Origin of the sequence: Vibrio sinus (genome assembly GCF_023634645.1) — a bacterium.
Classification (GTDB): domain Bacteria; phylum Pseudomonadota; class Gammaproteobacteria; order Enterobacterales; family Vibrionaceae; genus Vibrio; species Vibrio sinus.
Genome location: NZ_JAMKMR010000011.1, coordinates 66,974 through 82,738, shown reverse-complemented (window position 1 = coordinate 82,738; position 15,765 = coordinate 66,974). Strand labels below are relative to the sequence as shown.

11 protein-coding genes are annotated in these 15,765 nt (G+C 44.0%); 6 read left to right on the top strand and 5 right to left on the bottom strand.

Features of this window, described 5'->3' with window-relative positions:
- The first annotated feature begins 437 nt into the window (after positions 1-437).
- On the top strand, positions 438-2,714 hold the full coding sequence (gene pflB / locus M9194_RS12870) for a formate C-acetyltransferase (protein WP_250613072.1): 2,277 nt from the start codon (positions 438-440) through the stop codon (positions 2,712-2,714).
- Positions 2,715-2,889: 175 nt separating this feature from the next.
- Positions 2,890-3,873, top strand: coding sequence for a lipid A deacylase LpxR family protein (locus tag M9194_RS12865; protein ID WP_250613071.1), 984 nt, complete (start codon positions 2,890-2,892; stop codon positions 3,871-3,873).
- Here M9194_RS12865 and M9194_RS12860 read toward each other — a convergent pair.
- Positions 3,870-5,750, bottom strand: a complete 1,881-nt coding sequence (locus tag M9194_RS12860) for a methyl-accepting chemotaxis protein (RefSeq protein ID WP_250613070.1) — start codon at positions 5,748-5,750, stop codon at positions 3,870-3,872. The genes M9194_RS12865 and M9194_RS12860 overlap by 4 nt on opposite strands.
- A 216-nt stretch (positions 5,751-5,966) precedes the next feature.
- Here M9194_RS12860 and pflA point away from each other — a divergent pair, with 216 nt between their 5' ends.
- A complete protein-coding gene (pflA, locus tag M9194_RS12855; RefSeq protein WP_250613069.1) occupies positions 5,967-6,707 on the top strand; it encodes a pyruvate formate lyase 1-activating protein in 741 nt (246 codons plus the stop codon).
- 81 nt (positions 6,708-6,788) lie between these two features.
- Here pflA and M9194_RS12850 read toward each other — a convergent pair whose 3' ends face one another.
- Positions 6,789-7,589: a MipA/OmpV family protein gene (locus tag M9194_RS12850; protein WP_431769407.1), complete on the bottom strand. Its 801-nt coding sequence runs from the start codon at positions 7,587-7,589 to the stop codon at positions 6,789-6,791.
- 313 nt (positions 7,590-7,902) lie between these two features.
- Between M9194_RS12850 and M9194_RS12845 the strand changes: the two genes are divergently transcribed.
- The 3 genes from M9194_RS12845 (at position 7,903) to M9194_RS12835 (ending at position 12,756) form a co-directional block, all read left to right on the top strand.
- Positions 7,903-9,837, top strand: a complete 1,935-nt coding sequence (locus tag M9194_RS12845) for a PrkA family serine protein kinase (RefSeq protein ID WP_250613067.1) — start codon at positions 7,903-7,905, stop codon at positions 9,835-9,837.
- An 89-nt stretch (positions 9,838-9,926) separates the two neighbouring features.
- Positions 9,927-11,198 carry a YeaH/YhbH family protein gene (locus M9194_RS12840; protein WP_250613066.1) on the top strand — a complete coding sequence of 424 codons (1,272 nt, stop codon included), beginning with the start codon at positions 9,927-9,929 and terminating at the stop codon, positions 11,196-11,198.
- Positions 11,199-11,208: 10 nt separating this feature from the next.
- On the top strand, positions 11,209-12,756 hold the full coding sequence (locus M9194_RS12835) for a SpoVR family protein (RefSeq protein ID WP_250613065.1): 1,548 nt from the start codon (positions 11,209-11,211) through the stop codon (positions 12,754-12,756).
- 74 nt (positions 12,757-12,830) lie between these two features.
- Here M9194_RS12835 and M9194_RS12830 read toward each other — a convergent pair whose 3' ends face one another.
- From M9194_RS12830 to msbA, 3 genes are read right to left on the bottom strand one after another with little or no spacing between them, the layout of a single operon-like run.
- Entirely contained in the window at positions 12,831-13,010 is a 180-nt protein-coding gene (locus M9194_RS12830; protein WP_250613064.1) for a Trm112 family protein, read from the bottom strand.
- Entirely contained in the window at positions 12,991-13,998 is a 1,008-nt protein-coding gene (lpxK, locus tag M9194_RS12825; protein ID WP_250613063.1) for a tetraacyldisaccharide 4'-kinase, read from the bottom strand. The genes M9194_RS12830 and lpxK overlap by 20 nt, the downstream gene beginning before the upstream one ends.
- 8 nt (positions 13,999-14,006) lie before the next feature.
- Complete coding sequence (msbA, locus tag M9194_RS12820) at positions 14,007-15,755, bottom strand: lipid A ABC transporter ATP-binding protein/permease MsbA (protein ID WP_250613062.1); 1,749 nt, start codon at positions 15,753-15,755, stop codon at positions 14,007-14,009.
- Positions 15,756-15,765: the final 10 nt, after the last annotated feature.

The window sequence follows — 15,765 nt, the reverse complement described above, 5'->3', positions numbered from 1 at the left end:
GCATCAGATACCAATTCACGCAACAAATCATTAACCTATATGACTCATAACGCATCTAAACAGTCAAAGTTTGCAAGTATTCATGCATGGCTATCTTTAAGTTAGCCACACATAGCAAAATATTGTGCATAAATATTACTGTTAACATTAACAACAAGAACATTGCTATTGGTTGAAAAAGTGTGAACTACGCGGGAATAATAATTTGATGTGAGTCACATCCATATCTATGAGGTTGAGTTCTACTCTCATTTAGTCACTACCAAACCCACTTCTCGTCTTGCTGCCAATAAAAGCGGTTTTTTTAATCGGCTTTTTTAAGCTTTTATTGATTTAGTTTAATGTTTGCAGGAAAAATTTAGTTTAGTTTGGAGCTGTATTGAAATGGGTTGGCTTAATGAGACCACACGTCTCGCCATTAATAAGGTAGGTATGTCATGACAGAGCAATTTGCTACAGCTTGGGAAGGTTTTGTTAAAGGTGACTGGCAAAGCGAAGTAAACGTCCGAGATTTTATTCAACAAAACTACACGCCGTATGAAGGTGACGAATCTTTCTTAGTATCAGAGGGCACTGATGCAACCAAAACCCTTTGGGCGAAAGTCATGGAAGGTATTAAAGAGGAAAATCGCACAAAGGCGCCACTAGATTTTGACACCGATATCATCTCTACCATCACGTCTCATGATGCTGGCTATATTGAAAAAGACTTAGAAACCATCGTTGGTCTGCAAACTGACGCGCCGTTAAAACGAGCCATCATCCCTAACGGTGGTATCCGCATGGTGGAAGGCTCGTGTAAAGTCTATGGCCGTGATATCGATCCGCAAATCTCGAAAATATTCCATGAATATCGTAAGACACATAACTCTGGTGTTTTCGATATTTATACACCAGATATTTTGAAATGCCGCAAATCTGGCGTGCTTACCGGGCTGCCAGATGCGTACGGACGTGGCCGAATCATCGGCGACTACCGCCGCGTGGCACTTTATGGTGTCGATTACCTAATCGAAGACAAACAAGCACAATTTAACTCCTTACAAGAGAAATTTGAATCTGGCGAAGATCTGCAAATGACTATGCAGCTTCGAGAAGAGATCGCTGAACAGCGCCGTGCATTGGTTCAAATGAAAGAAATGGCGGCTAAATACGGATACGACATCTCTAGACCTGCTTATACCGGCCAAGAAGCCATCCAATGGACATACTTTGGCTACCTAGCTGCAGTTAAGTCACAAAATGGCGCGGCCATGTCTTTGGGCCGAACTTCGACTTTCCTCGATGTTTACTTAGAGCGTGATATTGCCGCGGGCTACATCAGTGAGGAGCAAGCGCAAGAAATGATTGACCATTTCGTCATGAAATTGCGTATGGTGCGCTTTTTACGTACCCCTGAGTACGACGAACTGTTCTCAGGAGACCCAATCTGGGCCACTGAATCTATGGGTGGGATGGGCCTTGACGGCCGCACTCTTGTGACTCGTACCAACTTCCGCTTCTTAAATAGCCTCTATACGATGGGTCCATCACCAGAGCCAAACATCACCGTGCTATGGTCTGAACAACTGCCAGAAGGGTTTAAAAAATTCTGTGCAAAAGTGTCTATTGATACTTCTTCTATCCAGTACGAAAACGACGATCTAATGCGTCCTGATTTTGATTCTGATGATTACGCCATTGCATGTTGCGTGTCACCGATGGTCGTTGGTAAGCAAATGCAATTCTTTGGCGCACGTGCCAACTTAGCCAAAACCATGCTTTATGCCATTAACGGTGGTGTAGACGAAAAGCTTAAGCTTCAAGTTGGACCAAAATCCGACGCTATCAAAGATGACGTGCTTGACTATGACGATGTCATGACCCGTCTTGATTCATTTATGGACTGGCTAGCAAAACAGTACGTAACGGCACTCAATGCGATTCACTTTATGCATGACAAGTACAGCTATGAGGCTGCTTTGATGGCGTTACATGATCGCGATGTCAAACGCACCATGGCGTGTGGTATTGCAGGGCTCTCTGTTGCCGCTGACTCACTGTCTGCTATCAAATACGCCACGGTTAAGCCTATCCGAGACCAAGATGGTGTTGCTGTCGATTTCGAAATCGAGGGGGATTATCCTAAATTTGGCAACAACGACTCTCGCGTCGACGATATTGCTTGTGACCTAGTCACTCGGTTTATGAATAAGATCCGGTCTTTAAAAACCTATCGTGATGCAGTTCCAACCCAGTCGATTCTTACCATCACTTCCAACGTGGTTTATGGTAAGAAAACCGGTAACACACCAGATGGGCGTCGTGCAGGAGCACCGTTTGCACCAGGTGCGAACCCCATGCATGGTAGAGATGAAAAAGGGGCCGTTGCTTCTCTCACTTCGGTCGGGAAACTGCCCTACGCGGACGCTCAAGATGGTATTTCTTATACCTTCTCTATCGTGCCGAATGCATTGGGCAAAGAAGCAGACAGCCGAAAAGCAAACTTAGCGGGACTTATGGATGGTTACTTTCACCATGAATCTGGGGTAGAAGGTGGCCAACACTTAAACGTGAACGTGCTAAACCGCGAAACACTTGAAGATGCAGTAAATCACCCAGAGCTATACCCTCAGCTGACTATTCGTGTTTCAGGCTACGCCGTGCGCTTTAACTCCCTTACCGCTGAGCAACAAGCGGATGTGATAGCACGAACCTTTACTGATTCACTATAAAGACAAAAGTCGAATCTTATTAAGCCTCGCACCCGCGAGGCTTTTTTGTCTATACCCTCACACCCATCTAATTCATTGTTCTGAGCGTGCGCACATTTACCATTGATAAATTAAAACTATGCACCTCTTCCTGTTAAGGTATTGATATAAAGGATTATGTATAAGATGTTGCCCAATGAAAAAGTTGTTCTATATTCTCCCTTTTCTTCTCGCTTCTAGTTCCGTTTTTGCTTCAGATCGCTCTACGTTAAGTGTTGGTGTAGATAATGATGGTGTGTTTGGTGTCGACCGAGATTACACCAGCGGTGTGTTTATTGATTATACCTCCGGTGGCATGACGCCCTCACTGGGTCTAAAGCCTTTGAGCCTGGCAGTCTGGGGCGTCTCTTCAATGGACAAAATAGGCATTACGCTTGGGCAAAAAATCTACACTCCTACTGATATATCTTCCTCACAACCACAAATAAACGACCGCCCCTACGCGGGTTATTTATACTTGGAAACCAACTACATCAGCCTTAGCCCGAACGTTGCACAAAGAATTAACCTTACATTTGGTACCACAGGCGAGCGCTCTCGTGCCAAAGAGTCGCAAGAGTTGATTCACTCGATTATCGGCTCTGACGAACCGCAAGGCTGGCAATATCAAGTGGATAACCAATTTGCAGGAGGCATCGGTTATCTCGTCCACTTAAATATATTGAGAGATAAATTCTGGAGTAATTCCAGCCTAGAGCTGTCCAATATCACTGAGGGTAACGGAGGAAACTTTAGAAGTAATGTGGCAACTGGGTTTATGCTTCGATGGGGATACAATTTAGCCGATAGCTTTGGCGCGGCGGAGATTTCCATGGAGAACCCTTTTAGACCGGGCATGTTAGGCGCATCTGGGTCAGGCTGGTTCGCCTATACTGGCATCAAAACAGGCTACGTATTTAATGACATTACCATCGAAGGGGATCGCTCCGGCTTGCCTCAGCCTAGCTCTCAGTACGATGTGACTTTAGAACATGTGCAAAGCACGGCTATCTTAGGGCTGGCTGCCTATAATGAACATTTTGGCGTGAACCTTTCACTCAGTGGCAGCACGAAAAGTTACAACGAGTCTGAGTACTCAACCAGCGGAATGGGAGGCATATCCGTGTATGCCTTCTTCTAAATTTTGAAACGTTGACAATCTAAGCTCAAATTACTCGAGCGCTCGTTTACAATTTCACCGACAGAGCGCAGCTGTTCATTATTTTCTTCTAGCTCTTTCATCGCGGTAGAAATATGGGCCATGCTGTCAGCCATTGACTGACTTGTGGTGGCCAACTCGCGAATTGAGCCAAAAATGACATCAGTTTGTTGGGCTGCTTCCTCTGCTTTTTCAGTAATTTGAGACAGCGCCTCCATAGCAGACATCCCTTTTTCTTGACCAACTTTTATCGTGCCTTCAGATTGAGAGATATACTGAATCACATCTGAGCTTTCTTGCTTCATGGTTTCTATTGTGCCGGAGATTTCAGAAATCGCATCGACGGTTCGCACCGCTAAGTTCCGTACCTCATCGGCCACAACCGCAAACCCTCTGCCCTGCTCACCTGCACGTGCTGCTTCTATAGCAGCATTAAGAGCAAGTAAATTGGTTTGTTCAGCAATGCCATTAATGATTTCCATCACTGAATCCACTTTTGAGGACGCCTCTTCAAGCAACTTGATATGCCCCGCAGCAGAAGTCAAAATCGTCCCGACTTCCTCTAGAGAGCCAATCGCAGAAGTGATGATTTTGCTGCCTTCATCAGCCGCATTAGTTGTTGATTTACTGATGTCTGCTACAAATTCAAGAGAATTAGATACTTCCTGCGTGGTCACACTGACTTGCTCGGTCGCCGAGGCGAGGAGTTCAGTTTGGCTTAATACATCCGATTGGTTTTTAGCCAGATTATCAAGTCCTGTATTGAGCTCTGCAGCATTGCTCGACAAATCACTACTGCTTTGCTGCACCGCACTTACTAGCTCTCCTAGGTTTTCACAGCTTTGATTGATTGCGCTGGCCAGTTGATTGAATTCATCTTTGTCATTTTTAGACAAGGGCATGCGTTTGGATAGATCCCCTTTCGACACTTCAGATAGCATGGCATTGGTCGATTTCAATGCTTTAGTGAGAGACAAGCTAAACATCATAAAAATAGCAATAGTAAAGATGGCCAATACGGCGCACGCGATGAGTACAGACCACATAGTTTGATCGGCGCTTGTGCGGGCTGCTGCTAAGTAGCTTTTATCTATAGAGGTCAGCTTTTCCGTCGCCTCTTTAACAACAGACGTGACTTTCTCTTCACTGCTAAACAACTGCTCTTCCATGGTACCTAATTGCTGGGACAACTCGCTAACTCGAGCAAACGTGGTTTTAAATAACTCGATTTCTTTTTCATACAGCTCCAACATGGCGTAACTATTGGAAATATTAACAAAGCTAAATAAGGCTCGATTAAACAGCTTTAAGTTCTGCTCATTCGGTTGCAAGAGGTAGTTTTGCTGGGCTTTTACCATGGCCTGAAAGTCAGAGTTCAGTGTTACCATCCCTGTTTCAGCGATTTTCTTCTCAATGGTATCGGCGATGGTTTTCAGTTGCCCAAGCTTCCCTTCGCTCACGTCAAAACCCAACTCAGAGCGCAGCTCTAACCAGGGTAATAGTGCTTTTTCAAACTGGCTGGTACTTTCCACTAACGAGTTAGCCTCTTCTTGCAAGCCCAGTCCAATAAGAAAAGTAGCATTAGCTTGAACTTCAGTGGAAACTTCAGTGATATCTTGTTTTAAGTGCTCGACCATATCTCCAGAAGCCGACCCTAGCTCTTTGGCTAGAGACAGCAATTTCACTTCCGTTTGATACATCGCAATAGAACCTGTTGTGACTTGGTTACTGCTAAAATATTGCTGTCCCATATCGGACAAGCGCGTGGAAGTAAACACACCTAAAAGTACAAAACCCAAGGATAACAGTACTAAAAACAGGGTAATCTTCTGTTTCTGAGAAATTGCAATTCCGTCCATTCCACATCCTTAATCGTCGACACGAACATCTCTTTCTTTACCAACAACTGCCTCTGGGTACGTAATTTATAATTTTATTATTAATAACAATTTTATGACATTTTCTAGGTTGTGGTTAATTTTTTGATTTAGCGTAAGCTCAGCGTCGATTGTCCCTACATTAACCCTACAATTTGTAATAAAATATCCACCTAAGTTCTTTTTAGAGAAATATTCATGTCAACAGTTGGTCGTATTCATTCCTTTGAGTCTTGTGGTACCGTCGATGGCCCTGGAATTCGGTTTATCGTTTTCGTGCAAGGTTGCCTGATGCGCTGTATGTATTGCCACAATAGGGATACATGGGATACTCATGGTGGAAAAGAAGTGTCCGTTGAAGAACTTATTAATGAAGCGAAATCATATCGCCATTTTATGAACGCTTCAGGTGGAGGAATTACCTGCTCTGGTGGTGAAGCCATGCTACAACCAGAGTTCGTGCGTGATTTCTTTCGAGCCGCTAAAAACGAAGGCATACATACCTGCCTTGATACCAATGGCTTTATTCGCAAATACACAGAGGTTGTCGATGAAGTGTTAGAAGTGACGGATCTAGTAATGCTTGATATCAAACATATGAATGACGAAATCCATCATGACTTTATTGGGGTGTCTAACAAAAGGACACTAGAGTTCGCACAGTACTTACACAACCTTGGTCAGAAAACCTGGATTCGATATGTGGTGGTTCCCGGCTATACCGACGGAGATGAAGCCGCTCATCAACTAGGTCAGTTTATTCAAGGCATGAATAATATTGAAAAAGTCGAGTTGCTTCCTTACCACAAACTCGGCGCTCATAAGTGGGAAGCGTTGGGGTACGACTACCCACTCGAAGGTGTCGAGCCACCTTCCAAAGCCGTCATGGATAATATTGTGAATATACTCAGTGAGTACCATGGCAATGTAAAGTATTAGAGCCGATTCTAAGTACAAAGAAAAGCACAAAGAAAGCTCAAAAGTTAAGGGAGTGAAACCATGTTTCACTCCCTTAATGCCTTAGAATACGTAAGACACACCCAATGCAGTGGTGGTATTCACACCACTTTCAATAATTGGGCTTTTCTCAATATCGCCTTCGAGATTGCGATAAGTCACACTCGCGGTAACTCGAACACGCTTAGTAATGTCCAGGTAACTTTGCAACGTTATAAAGTAGGAGCCATCAGCACCTGCATTAAATTCTCTAATTCCAGATCGGGCAGATTCTGCCGCACTCACACCATACAAATAGTTATTCAATTTAGAATCATCATAGGTGTAACCAGCAGAAGGAATGATACCCCAGTTCTTAAACATAAGTGGCACCTTCCATGATAACTGAGCGTATGAACCATTGCTTCGGCCCAAGGTATCCGTCATTCCCGCTAGCTCAAATAGACCCACAGGGGTGATAAGCTGGTAGCCAACACCACCAAAGATGGATGTTTTACGCTCATCTAATTGCTGAATTTGAGGATCAGTCGAATCAGACGGTTTCAGCGTGCGGGGATCGTATTTCAATCGAAATACGATATTTTGCCGAAACGCACCACCTTCCCGACCACCTAGGGGAAATAGTCGATAACCGGCCCCTAGTCCACGAATAAAGAAGTGTTCTCCTTCATATCCCACCATAGGGAATACCGTTTTATTCGAAGGTGTGTCCTTGTACACCCTGGGGGAATAGGAAGCAATTGCACCCAATGAAAATTCCGACATTTCAGCACTTGCTACCATTGGTACGCAGCTGATCGCAGTAGCGGCGATAACCAACCATTTTGTTTTCACTCTAAAATCCTCAGATCCATGTTCCAGCATTTATTTACGATGCGAAATTATATGCGTTAACAAAATTTCAAACAAATACAATCCGTCATAAGTTGGATTTTGAGTAATTAATATGTCATAAGTAACAGTAGCAACAGAATTAGTCCATCTCTCGGTAATGTAACCCAAACATATTCATAGAAAAAATGTTGGTCTTCGAATAAGGGATTTTCATCACCGTTTTTGTAATTAAACACATAATTGTTAAGCAAAATGTTTAAAGAAGAGCTAGGATTAAGTTAGAAAGGATTTGTACTTTAATGCGGGTTGTATGTCATTTGACAGGTTCAGAGGGGATTTCGATATGAGTATTTTTGACCACTTCCAAGCACGTTATGAAGCCGCCAAGGATGAAGAAATGTCTTTGCAAGAGTTTTTACAACTTTGTAAAGATGACAAAAGTGCCTACGCGAATGCAGCGGAACGCCTACTTATGGCAATAGGTGAGCCTGAGGTAATTGACACTGCGCAGGATCCATGCCTAAGTCGCATTTTTTCAAATCGGGTGATTTCTAGATACAAAACATTTGAAGACTTTTATGGGATGGAAGATGCTATTGAGCAAATAGTGTCTTATTTAAAACACGCCGCACAAGGTTTGGAAGAGCGAAAGCAAATCCTGTACCTATTAGGCCCAGTTGGGGGCGGTAAATCATCTCTAGCAGAAAAACTCAAAGCACTGATGCAACAAGTGCCAATTTATGTCCTATCCGCGAATGGTGAACGTAGTCCAGTTAACGATCATCCATTCTGTCTATTCGATGTCAGTGAAGATGGTGACTTGCTTAAGAACGAATACGGCATTGAGAAACGTTACATACGTTCGATTATGTCTCCTTGGGCAGCCAAAAGACTACATGAATTCGGCGGTGACATTTCCAAATTCAAAGTCGTCAAAGTTAGACCTTCCATTCTTGACCAATTAGCGGTTGCCAAAACTGAGCCAGGCGATGAAAACAACCAAGATATTTCTTCTTTGGTTGGTAAAGTCGATATCCGTAAACTGGAGCACTTTTCACAAGATGACCCAGATGCTTACAGTTATTCAGGTGCCTTATGTAAAGCAAACCAAGGTCTTATGGAATTTGTAGAGATGTTTAAAGCACCGATTAAGGTCCTGCATCCTCTACTAACGGCCACACAAGAAGGTAACTTCAATGGCACCGAAGGTCTGTCGGCACTTCCATTCGATGGGATGATTCTTGCTCACTCGAACGAGTCAGAGTGGCAAACTTTCCGCAACAACAAAAACAATGAGGCGTTCCTTGATCGTGTGTACATCGTTAAGGTTCCGTATTGCTTGCGTGTGTCAGAGGAAGTGAAGATTTACCAAAAACTGCTTGATCATTCAGAGCTGTCCAAAGCGCCTTGCTCGCCAAGTACATTAGATCTTCTGGCACAATTTAGTATTCTTTCCCGTTTGAAAGAGCCAGAAAACTCCTCACTATTTTCTAAGATGCGAGTTTACGATGGTGAAACGCTGAAAGATACCGACCCTAAAGCCAAGAGCTACCAAGAATACCGCGATTATGCCGGTGTTGATGAAGGCATGTCTGGTCTCTCCACTCGTTTTGCCTTCAAGATCCTTTCTAGAGTGTTCAACTTCGATCAAGCAGAGGTAGCAGCAAACCCCGTTCACTTGTTCTATGTTATCGAGCAGCAAGTCGAACGCGAGCAGTTCCCTCAAGAGCAAGCAGAGAAATACCTTGAGTTCTTAAAAGGCTACCTAGTACCAAAATATGTAGAGTTTATTGGTAAAGAAATTCAAACAGCCTACCTAGAATCTTATTCTGAGTATGGTCAGAATATCTTTGACCGATATGTCACCTACGCTGACTTCTGGATCCAAGACCAAGAATACCGTGACCCAGAAACTGGTCAGCTGTTTGACAGAGCTTCTTTAAATAGTGAGCTTGAGAAAATTGAGAAAACCGCTGGTATTAGTAATCCAAAAGACTTCCGTAACGAAATCGTCAATTTCGTACTACGTGCGAAAGCAAACAATAACGGCCAGAATCCTATTTGGACCAGTTATGAGAAACTGCGCACCGTTATCGAGAAGAAAATGTTCTCTAATACTGAAGAATTGCTACCTGTTATCTCTTTCAACGCGAAAACCTCTTCTGAAGATCAGAAGAAACACGACGATTTTGTCGCACGTATGATGGAGAAGGGCTATACAGAGAAGCAAGTGAGATTGCTGTCTGAGTGGTATTTACGAGTTCGTAAGTCCTCTTAACCGCAACTAACATAAGCCCTAAACAAAGTACTATCTGCCACACTGGCAGATAGTCGGCTTGTTGTGAAGTGAAGTAATAGAGGTGGCTCATGGCGCAATTTATCGATAGACGACTGAACGGAAAGAACAAGAGTGCGGTAAACCGTCAACGCTTCCTACGTCGTCACAAAGAACAAATCAAAGAGTCTGTTGCTGATGCAGTGAACAGACGTTCCATTACTAATACGGAGTCCGGTGAGGACGTTGCAATTCCACACCGTGACATCAAAGAACCCATTTTTCACCAAGGAAAAGGCGGCGTAAAAGAACGCGTCCACCCAGGTAACGATCAATTTATTAAAGGAGATAAGATTGATCGCCCTAAAGGGGGTGGCGAAGGAGGCGGAGCTGGAGAAGGCGAAGCTAGCCCAGATGGCGAAGGGCAAGATGAGTTTATTTTCCAGATATCCAAAGACGAATACCTCGACATTTTGTTCGAAGATTTGGAGCTACCAAATCTAGATAAAACTCAAGTACACAAAATCACAGAGTGGAAAACACACCGAGCGGGTTATCAAACTGCGGGTATTCCTTCCAACATAGCCGTTGTTCGATCTTTGCAGCAATCTCTCGCTCGCAGAACGGCAATGACAGCCGGCAAAAAACGGCTACTACATGAACTAGAAGACGAGCTGGAACGTATCAAAAACATTGAACCCGCTCAGGCGCTAGAAGAAAAAAGACTGAAAAAAGAAATCAAGGAACTAAGGCAAAAGATTGAAAGCGTCCCTTTCATCGACACCTTTGACCTTAGATTTAAAAACTATGAACGACGACCAGTTCCATCTAGTCAGGCGGTCATGTTCTGTTTAATGGATGTCTCTGGCTCGATGGACCAAGCAACAAAAGACATCGCTAAACGCTTTTATGTATTACTTTATTTATTCTTAACTCGAACTTACGAAAACGTTGAAGTCGTATTTATTCGCCACCATACGCAAGCAAAAGAGGTCGATGAACACGAGTTTTTCTATTCGCAGGAAACGGGTGGAACCATTGTCTCCAGTGCATTAAAACTCATGCACGAAATTGTTCAAGATCGCTATCCGGTTGGAGAGTGGAATATTTACGCGGCACAAGCCTCTGATGGCGATAACTGGGCAGATGACTCTCCTCGTTGTAAAGAGCTGCTCGTCAACAAGTTACTGCCCAACTGTCAATATTACTCCTATATCGAGATAACACGTCGCTCCCACCAAACGCTCTGGCACGAGTATGAGAAACTCGAACAGGCCTTCGACAACTTTGCAATGAAAAATATTCGCACTGTCGATGACATATTCCCTGTATTTAGAGAGTTGTTCCAGAAAGAAACGGCTTAGGAAGGCGCATATGACAACAAAAACCAAATCACGCTCAAAAAAGAAAAGCAAGATGTTACCCGATGGGCCGGATTGGACGTTCGACTTACTTGATCGCTACCATCAAGAAATCAAACGTGTAGCTGACCACTACCGCTTAGATGCCTACCCTAACCAAATAGAAGTCATCACGTCTGAGCAAATGATGGACGCCTATTCCAGTATCGGGATGCCTATTAATTACAACCACTGGTCATTTGGCAAGAAGTTCATACAAACCGAGCAAGGCTACAAACATGGGCAAATGGGCCTCGCTTATGAAATCGTCATTAACTCTGACCCTTGTATTGCGTATTTGATGGAAGAAAACACCGTTACTATGCAAGCATTGGTCATGGCACACGCATGCTACGGCCACAACTCGTTCTTTAAAGGCAATTATCTTTTCCAAACTTGGACGGATGCCAGCTCTATCATTGATTATCTGCTGTTTGCCAAGAACTACATTGCTGAATGTGAGCAAAAGTATGGTGTATCTGAAGTTGAAGAGCTGCTTGACTCCTGCCACGCATTAATGAACTTTGGTGTCGATAGATACAAACGCCCAGAGAAAATTTCCATTGCTGAAGAGAAAGCAAGGCAGGAAGAGCGCGAAGCTTACCTTCAATCTCAGGTCAATGAGCTCTGGCGCACGGTTCCTCAATCAGAGGTAAAAGAAGAAGACATCAAAGTACGATTCCCTTCCGAGCCTCAAGAGAACATTCTATATTTTATTGAGAAGCACGCGCCATTATTAGAGCCATGGCAACGCGAGATCGTTAGGATAGTTCGTAAGATCAGTCAGTACTTCTATCCGCAGAAACAGACTCAAGTCATGAACGAAGGCTGGGCAACGTTCTGGCACTACACTATCTTAAATCACCTGTATGACGAGGGCTTGGTGTCAGAGAAATTCATCTTAGAGTTTCTACATAGCCACACTAGCGTCGTCGCTCAACCCTCATACAACAGCCCCTATTACAGTGGTATCAACCCCTACGCATTAGGCTTTGCCATGTTTAGGGATATTAAGAGAATATGCGAAGAGCCAACAGATGAAGATAAGGAGTGGTTCCCAGATCTGGCTGGCACTGACTGGCTAGACGCCGTCCACTTTGCTATGCGCAATTTCAAAGACGAAAGCTTTATTAGCCAGTACTTGTCGCCGAAACTGATCCGAGACTTTAAGTTGTTTGCGATATGCGACGATGATAGAAAAAACTTCATTGAAGTCAGCGCCATCCATGACAACTTGGGCTATCGAAAGATCCGCGAAAAATTGGCTGCTCAATATAACCTCAGTAACTTGGAGCCAAATATCCAAGTCTTTAGTGTTGATGTACGCGGTGATCGCTCGTTAACCTTGCAATACGTTCCACATGATCGCATTCCTTTGGATGAAGGCTATGACGAAGTACTGAAGCACCTTTATCGTTTATGGGGATTTGAAGTCATCTTGGAAGAAGTCAAAGACAGCGGCCGAAGAGAGATCTTAGGTACGTGCCCACAACGCAGCACTGACTATGACACCAAGATATAACCGTTTTACCTGACATAAAATACACAAAAGGAGCGCAATGCGCTCCTTTCTATTTTTATTGTGGTTAAGGGGTATTAACGTCCCTCTTCCATCGACATCGCTCTAGCTTCTGTCTCAAGCAACACCGGAATGCCTTCTTTGATTGGAAAAGCCAATCTATCTAGCTTGCAAACCAACTCTTGACTGTCTTTATCAAAAGTCAGCTTTCCCTTACATACTGGGCATGCAACAATCTCAAGTAGTCGATGATCCATAACTTCTCATAACCTCTTTAATTCTATCTAGTATTTTCTGCTCATCATGCTCGGCTATGCTTGCAGATACGGGTAAATACCACCAATTGTCTTGCGCATATTGTTGGCACTTTACCGCATCTTTTTCCGTCATGATGACATTGTCACCTTGATTGGCAATCGACGCTAGCTCTGTAGGGTCGAAGTCTTTGTGATCGGCAAAGCTTTTGCTCAGTTTAATGCTTGCTCCCAGCTCTTTCAACGTAGCGAAAAACCGAGGAGGATGAGCAATGCCAGCAAAAGCGACTAATTCATTGAGTTGACTTACCGGCGCTTGTTCAGAGGTGATTAGGTTGACCGCTAAGCTTGGCGTTAGGCTCATTGCCACCTCTTCGCTGCTTGCTTTTCCACCATTGGTAATCACAAAGTCAACCGAGTTTAAGCGCTCAACACTTTCGCGTAACGGCCCTAATGGCAACAATTTTTCATTGCCAAAACGCCTATTACCATCAACGACAACGATCTCTATGTCTCGCGCTAACGCGTAATGCTGAAGGCCATCATCAGTAACAATAATATCTACACCAGCAGGCAGCAGCGCTTTGACTGCCTCTGAGCGAACGGGCGATACCGCGACAGGAACACCAGTTCGTTGGTGAATAAGTTTCGGCTCATCACCACAATGCTTGGTTGAAGTACCGCTATCAAGCACAAGTGGATAAGACGGCGCTTTAGCGCCATAACCTCTCGATACCACACCAGGCTTAAAACCGTAGCGCTGAAGTAATTCGACAAGCCAGATAACCGTTGGAGTTTTACCGTTTCCGCCAACAGTGATATTACCCACAACAATCACGGGCACTGGAGCTCGATAAACGCGCTTATCATCCTTTTGATAGGAGCCTCTTCTGCGCTCGGCTAGACACTTGAATAACTTGCTAAGCGGCCAGAACAATGGCCAAAGAAGCCATCCAAGCAGATGTTTCTCAAACCATATTTTTTCAATCACAGAAATAATCACTCGCCAAATTGCGTTTTATACAATTGAGCGTACGCACCATCTTTTTCCAACAGCGTCGAGTGTTTACCCCGTTCGATAATTTCACCGTCATCCACCACTAGTATTTCGTCTGCTGCTTCAATAGTAGAAAGTCTGTGCGCGATCACCAATACCGTTTTGTCTTTTTGTAGCTCATCTAGAGCGGACTGAATCGCTTTCTCGGATTCGGTATCCAACGCTGACGTTGCTTCGTCCAAGATAAGCACAGGTGCATCCCTGAGTAGTGCCCTTGCAATAGCAACACGCTGTCTTTGTCCACCAGAGAGGCTAGTTCCATTTTCACCGATCACGGTATCGAGACCATCATCCATAGGTGTAATGAACTCCATCGCGTGTGCCAATTTCGCAGCATGCTCTACTTGCTCTCTGGAATACTCTTTCTCAGCCGCATAAGCAATATTATTAGCAATGCTGTCATTAAATAAATGCACATTTTGCGAAACCAAAGCAAAGTGGGTGCGTAAGTTTGACAAGGTGTAGTCGCGAATATCGTATCCATCTAAACTGATAGAACCAGAGTCCACGTCGTAAAATCGAGTGAATAAGTTCGCAATGGTACTCTTACCTGAACCAGAGCGGCCTACCAAAGCAACCGTTTTGCCTTTGGGTATAGTAAAGCTCACCTTGTTCAGTGCGGGTTTCTCTTTGCCTTGATAAGTGAAGGTCACGTCCTTCACTTGAATTTCACCTTGAACGGTTTTCGCTTCGTATTTGCCATTATCCGCTTCAGTGTCTAAATCCATCAAAGAGAACAAGGTGTGGCTCGCAGCCATTCCTCGTTGGAATTCAGCAGTCACACCAGTTAACGACTTAAGTGGTCTCATCAAACCAAACATCGCAGAGAAGATAACGGTAAATGTACCGGGAGTGAGTTGATCGCGAATAGAATCAAAACTGGCCAAAAATAACACCGACACCAAAGCCATAGAAGCAATCATTTGAATCACTGGGTTGGCAATCGCTTGCGCCGCCACCAGCTTCATCGACTGCTGGCGCATTTGGTTACTCACGCTATTAAAGCGCTTAGTTTCAACCTCTTGACCGCCATAACTGAGTACAACTTTATGACCTTTTAGCATTTGCTCGGCTGACGACGTCATGTCGCCCATTGCGGTTTGCATGTTTCTTGAGATTTTACGAAATCGTTTAGAAACCACACCAATAGCCCAAGCCACCAAAGGAGCAACAATCAACAACACAAGTGATAACTGCCAACTGTTCCAAAACATTAATACGAGCAAGCCAATAATGCTGGCCCCTTCACGCACTATGTTTACCATGGCGCTACTGGTTGCTGCCGCCACTTGGTCTGAATCATAGGTGATTCGCGATAGCAAAGCACCGGTTGACTCTTTATCAAAAAATGAAACTGGCATATGCATAAACTGGTGAAAAATACGACGACGCATTTTCATGACCACATTACTGGATACCCAACTCAAGCAATAGGTTGAAACAAACCCGCTGGTACCACGGACAAACATCATCACCAAAATAATTAACGGCAAGATTTTAAGGAAATCAGACTTTGCATCACCAAAACCTTCATCTAAGAGAGGCTTTAATAGAGAAACCATGTAGGTATCTGATGTCGCGTTAATAATTAATGCTATGACAGCAATGACTAACCCAGTTTTGTAATGCTTAACATAAGTCCACAGTCGCTTAAAGGTTTGCCAGGTCGTTTCATCGGTGTTTGGTGACATATTTTATACG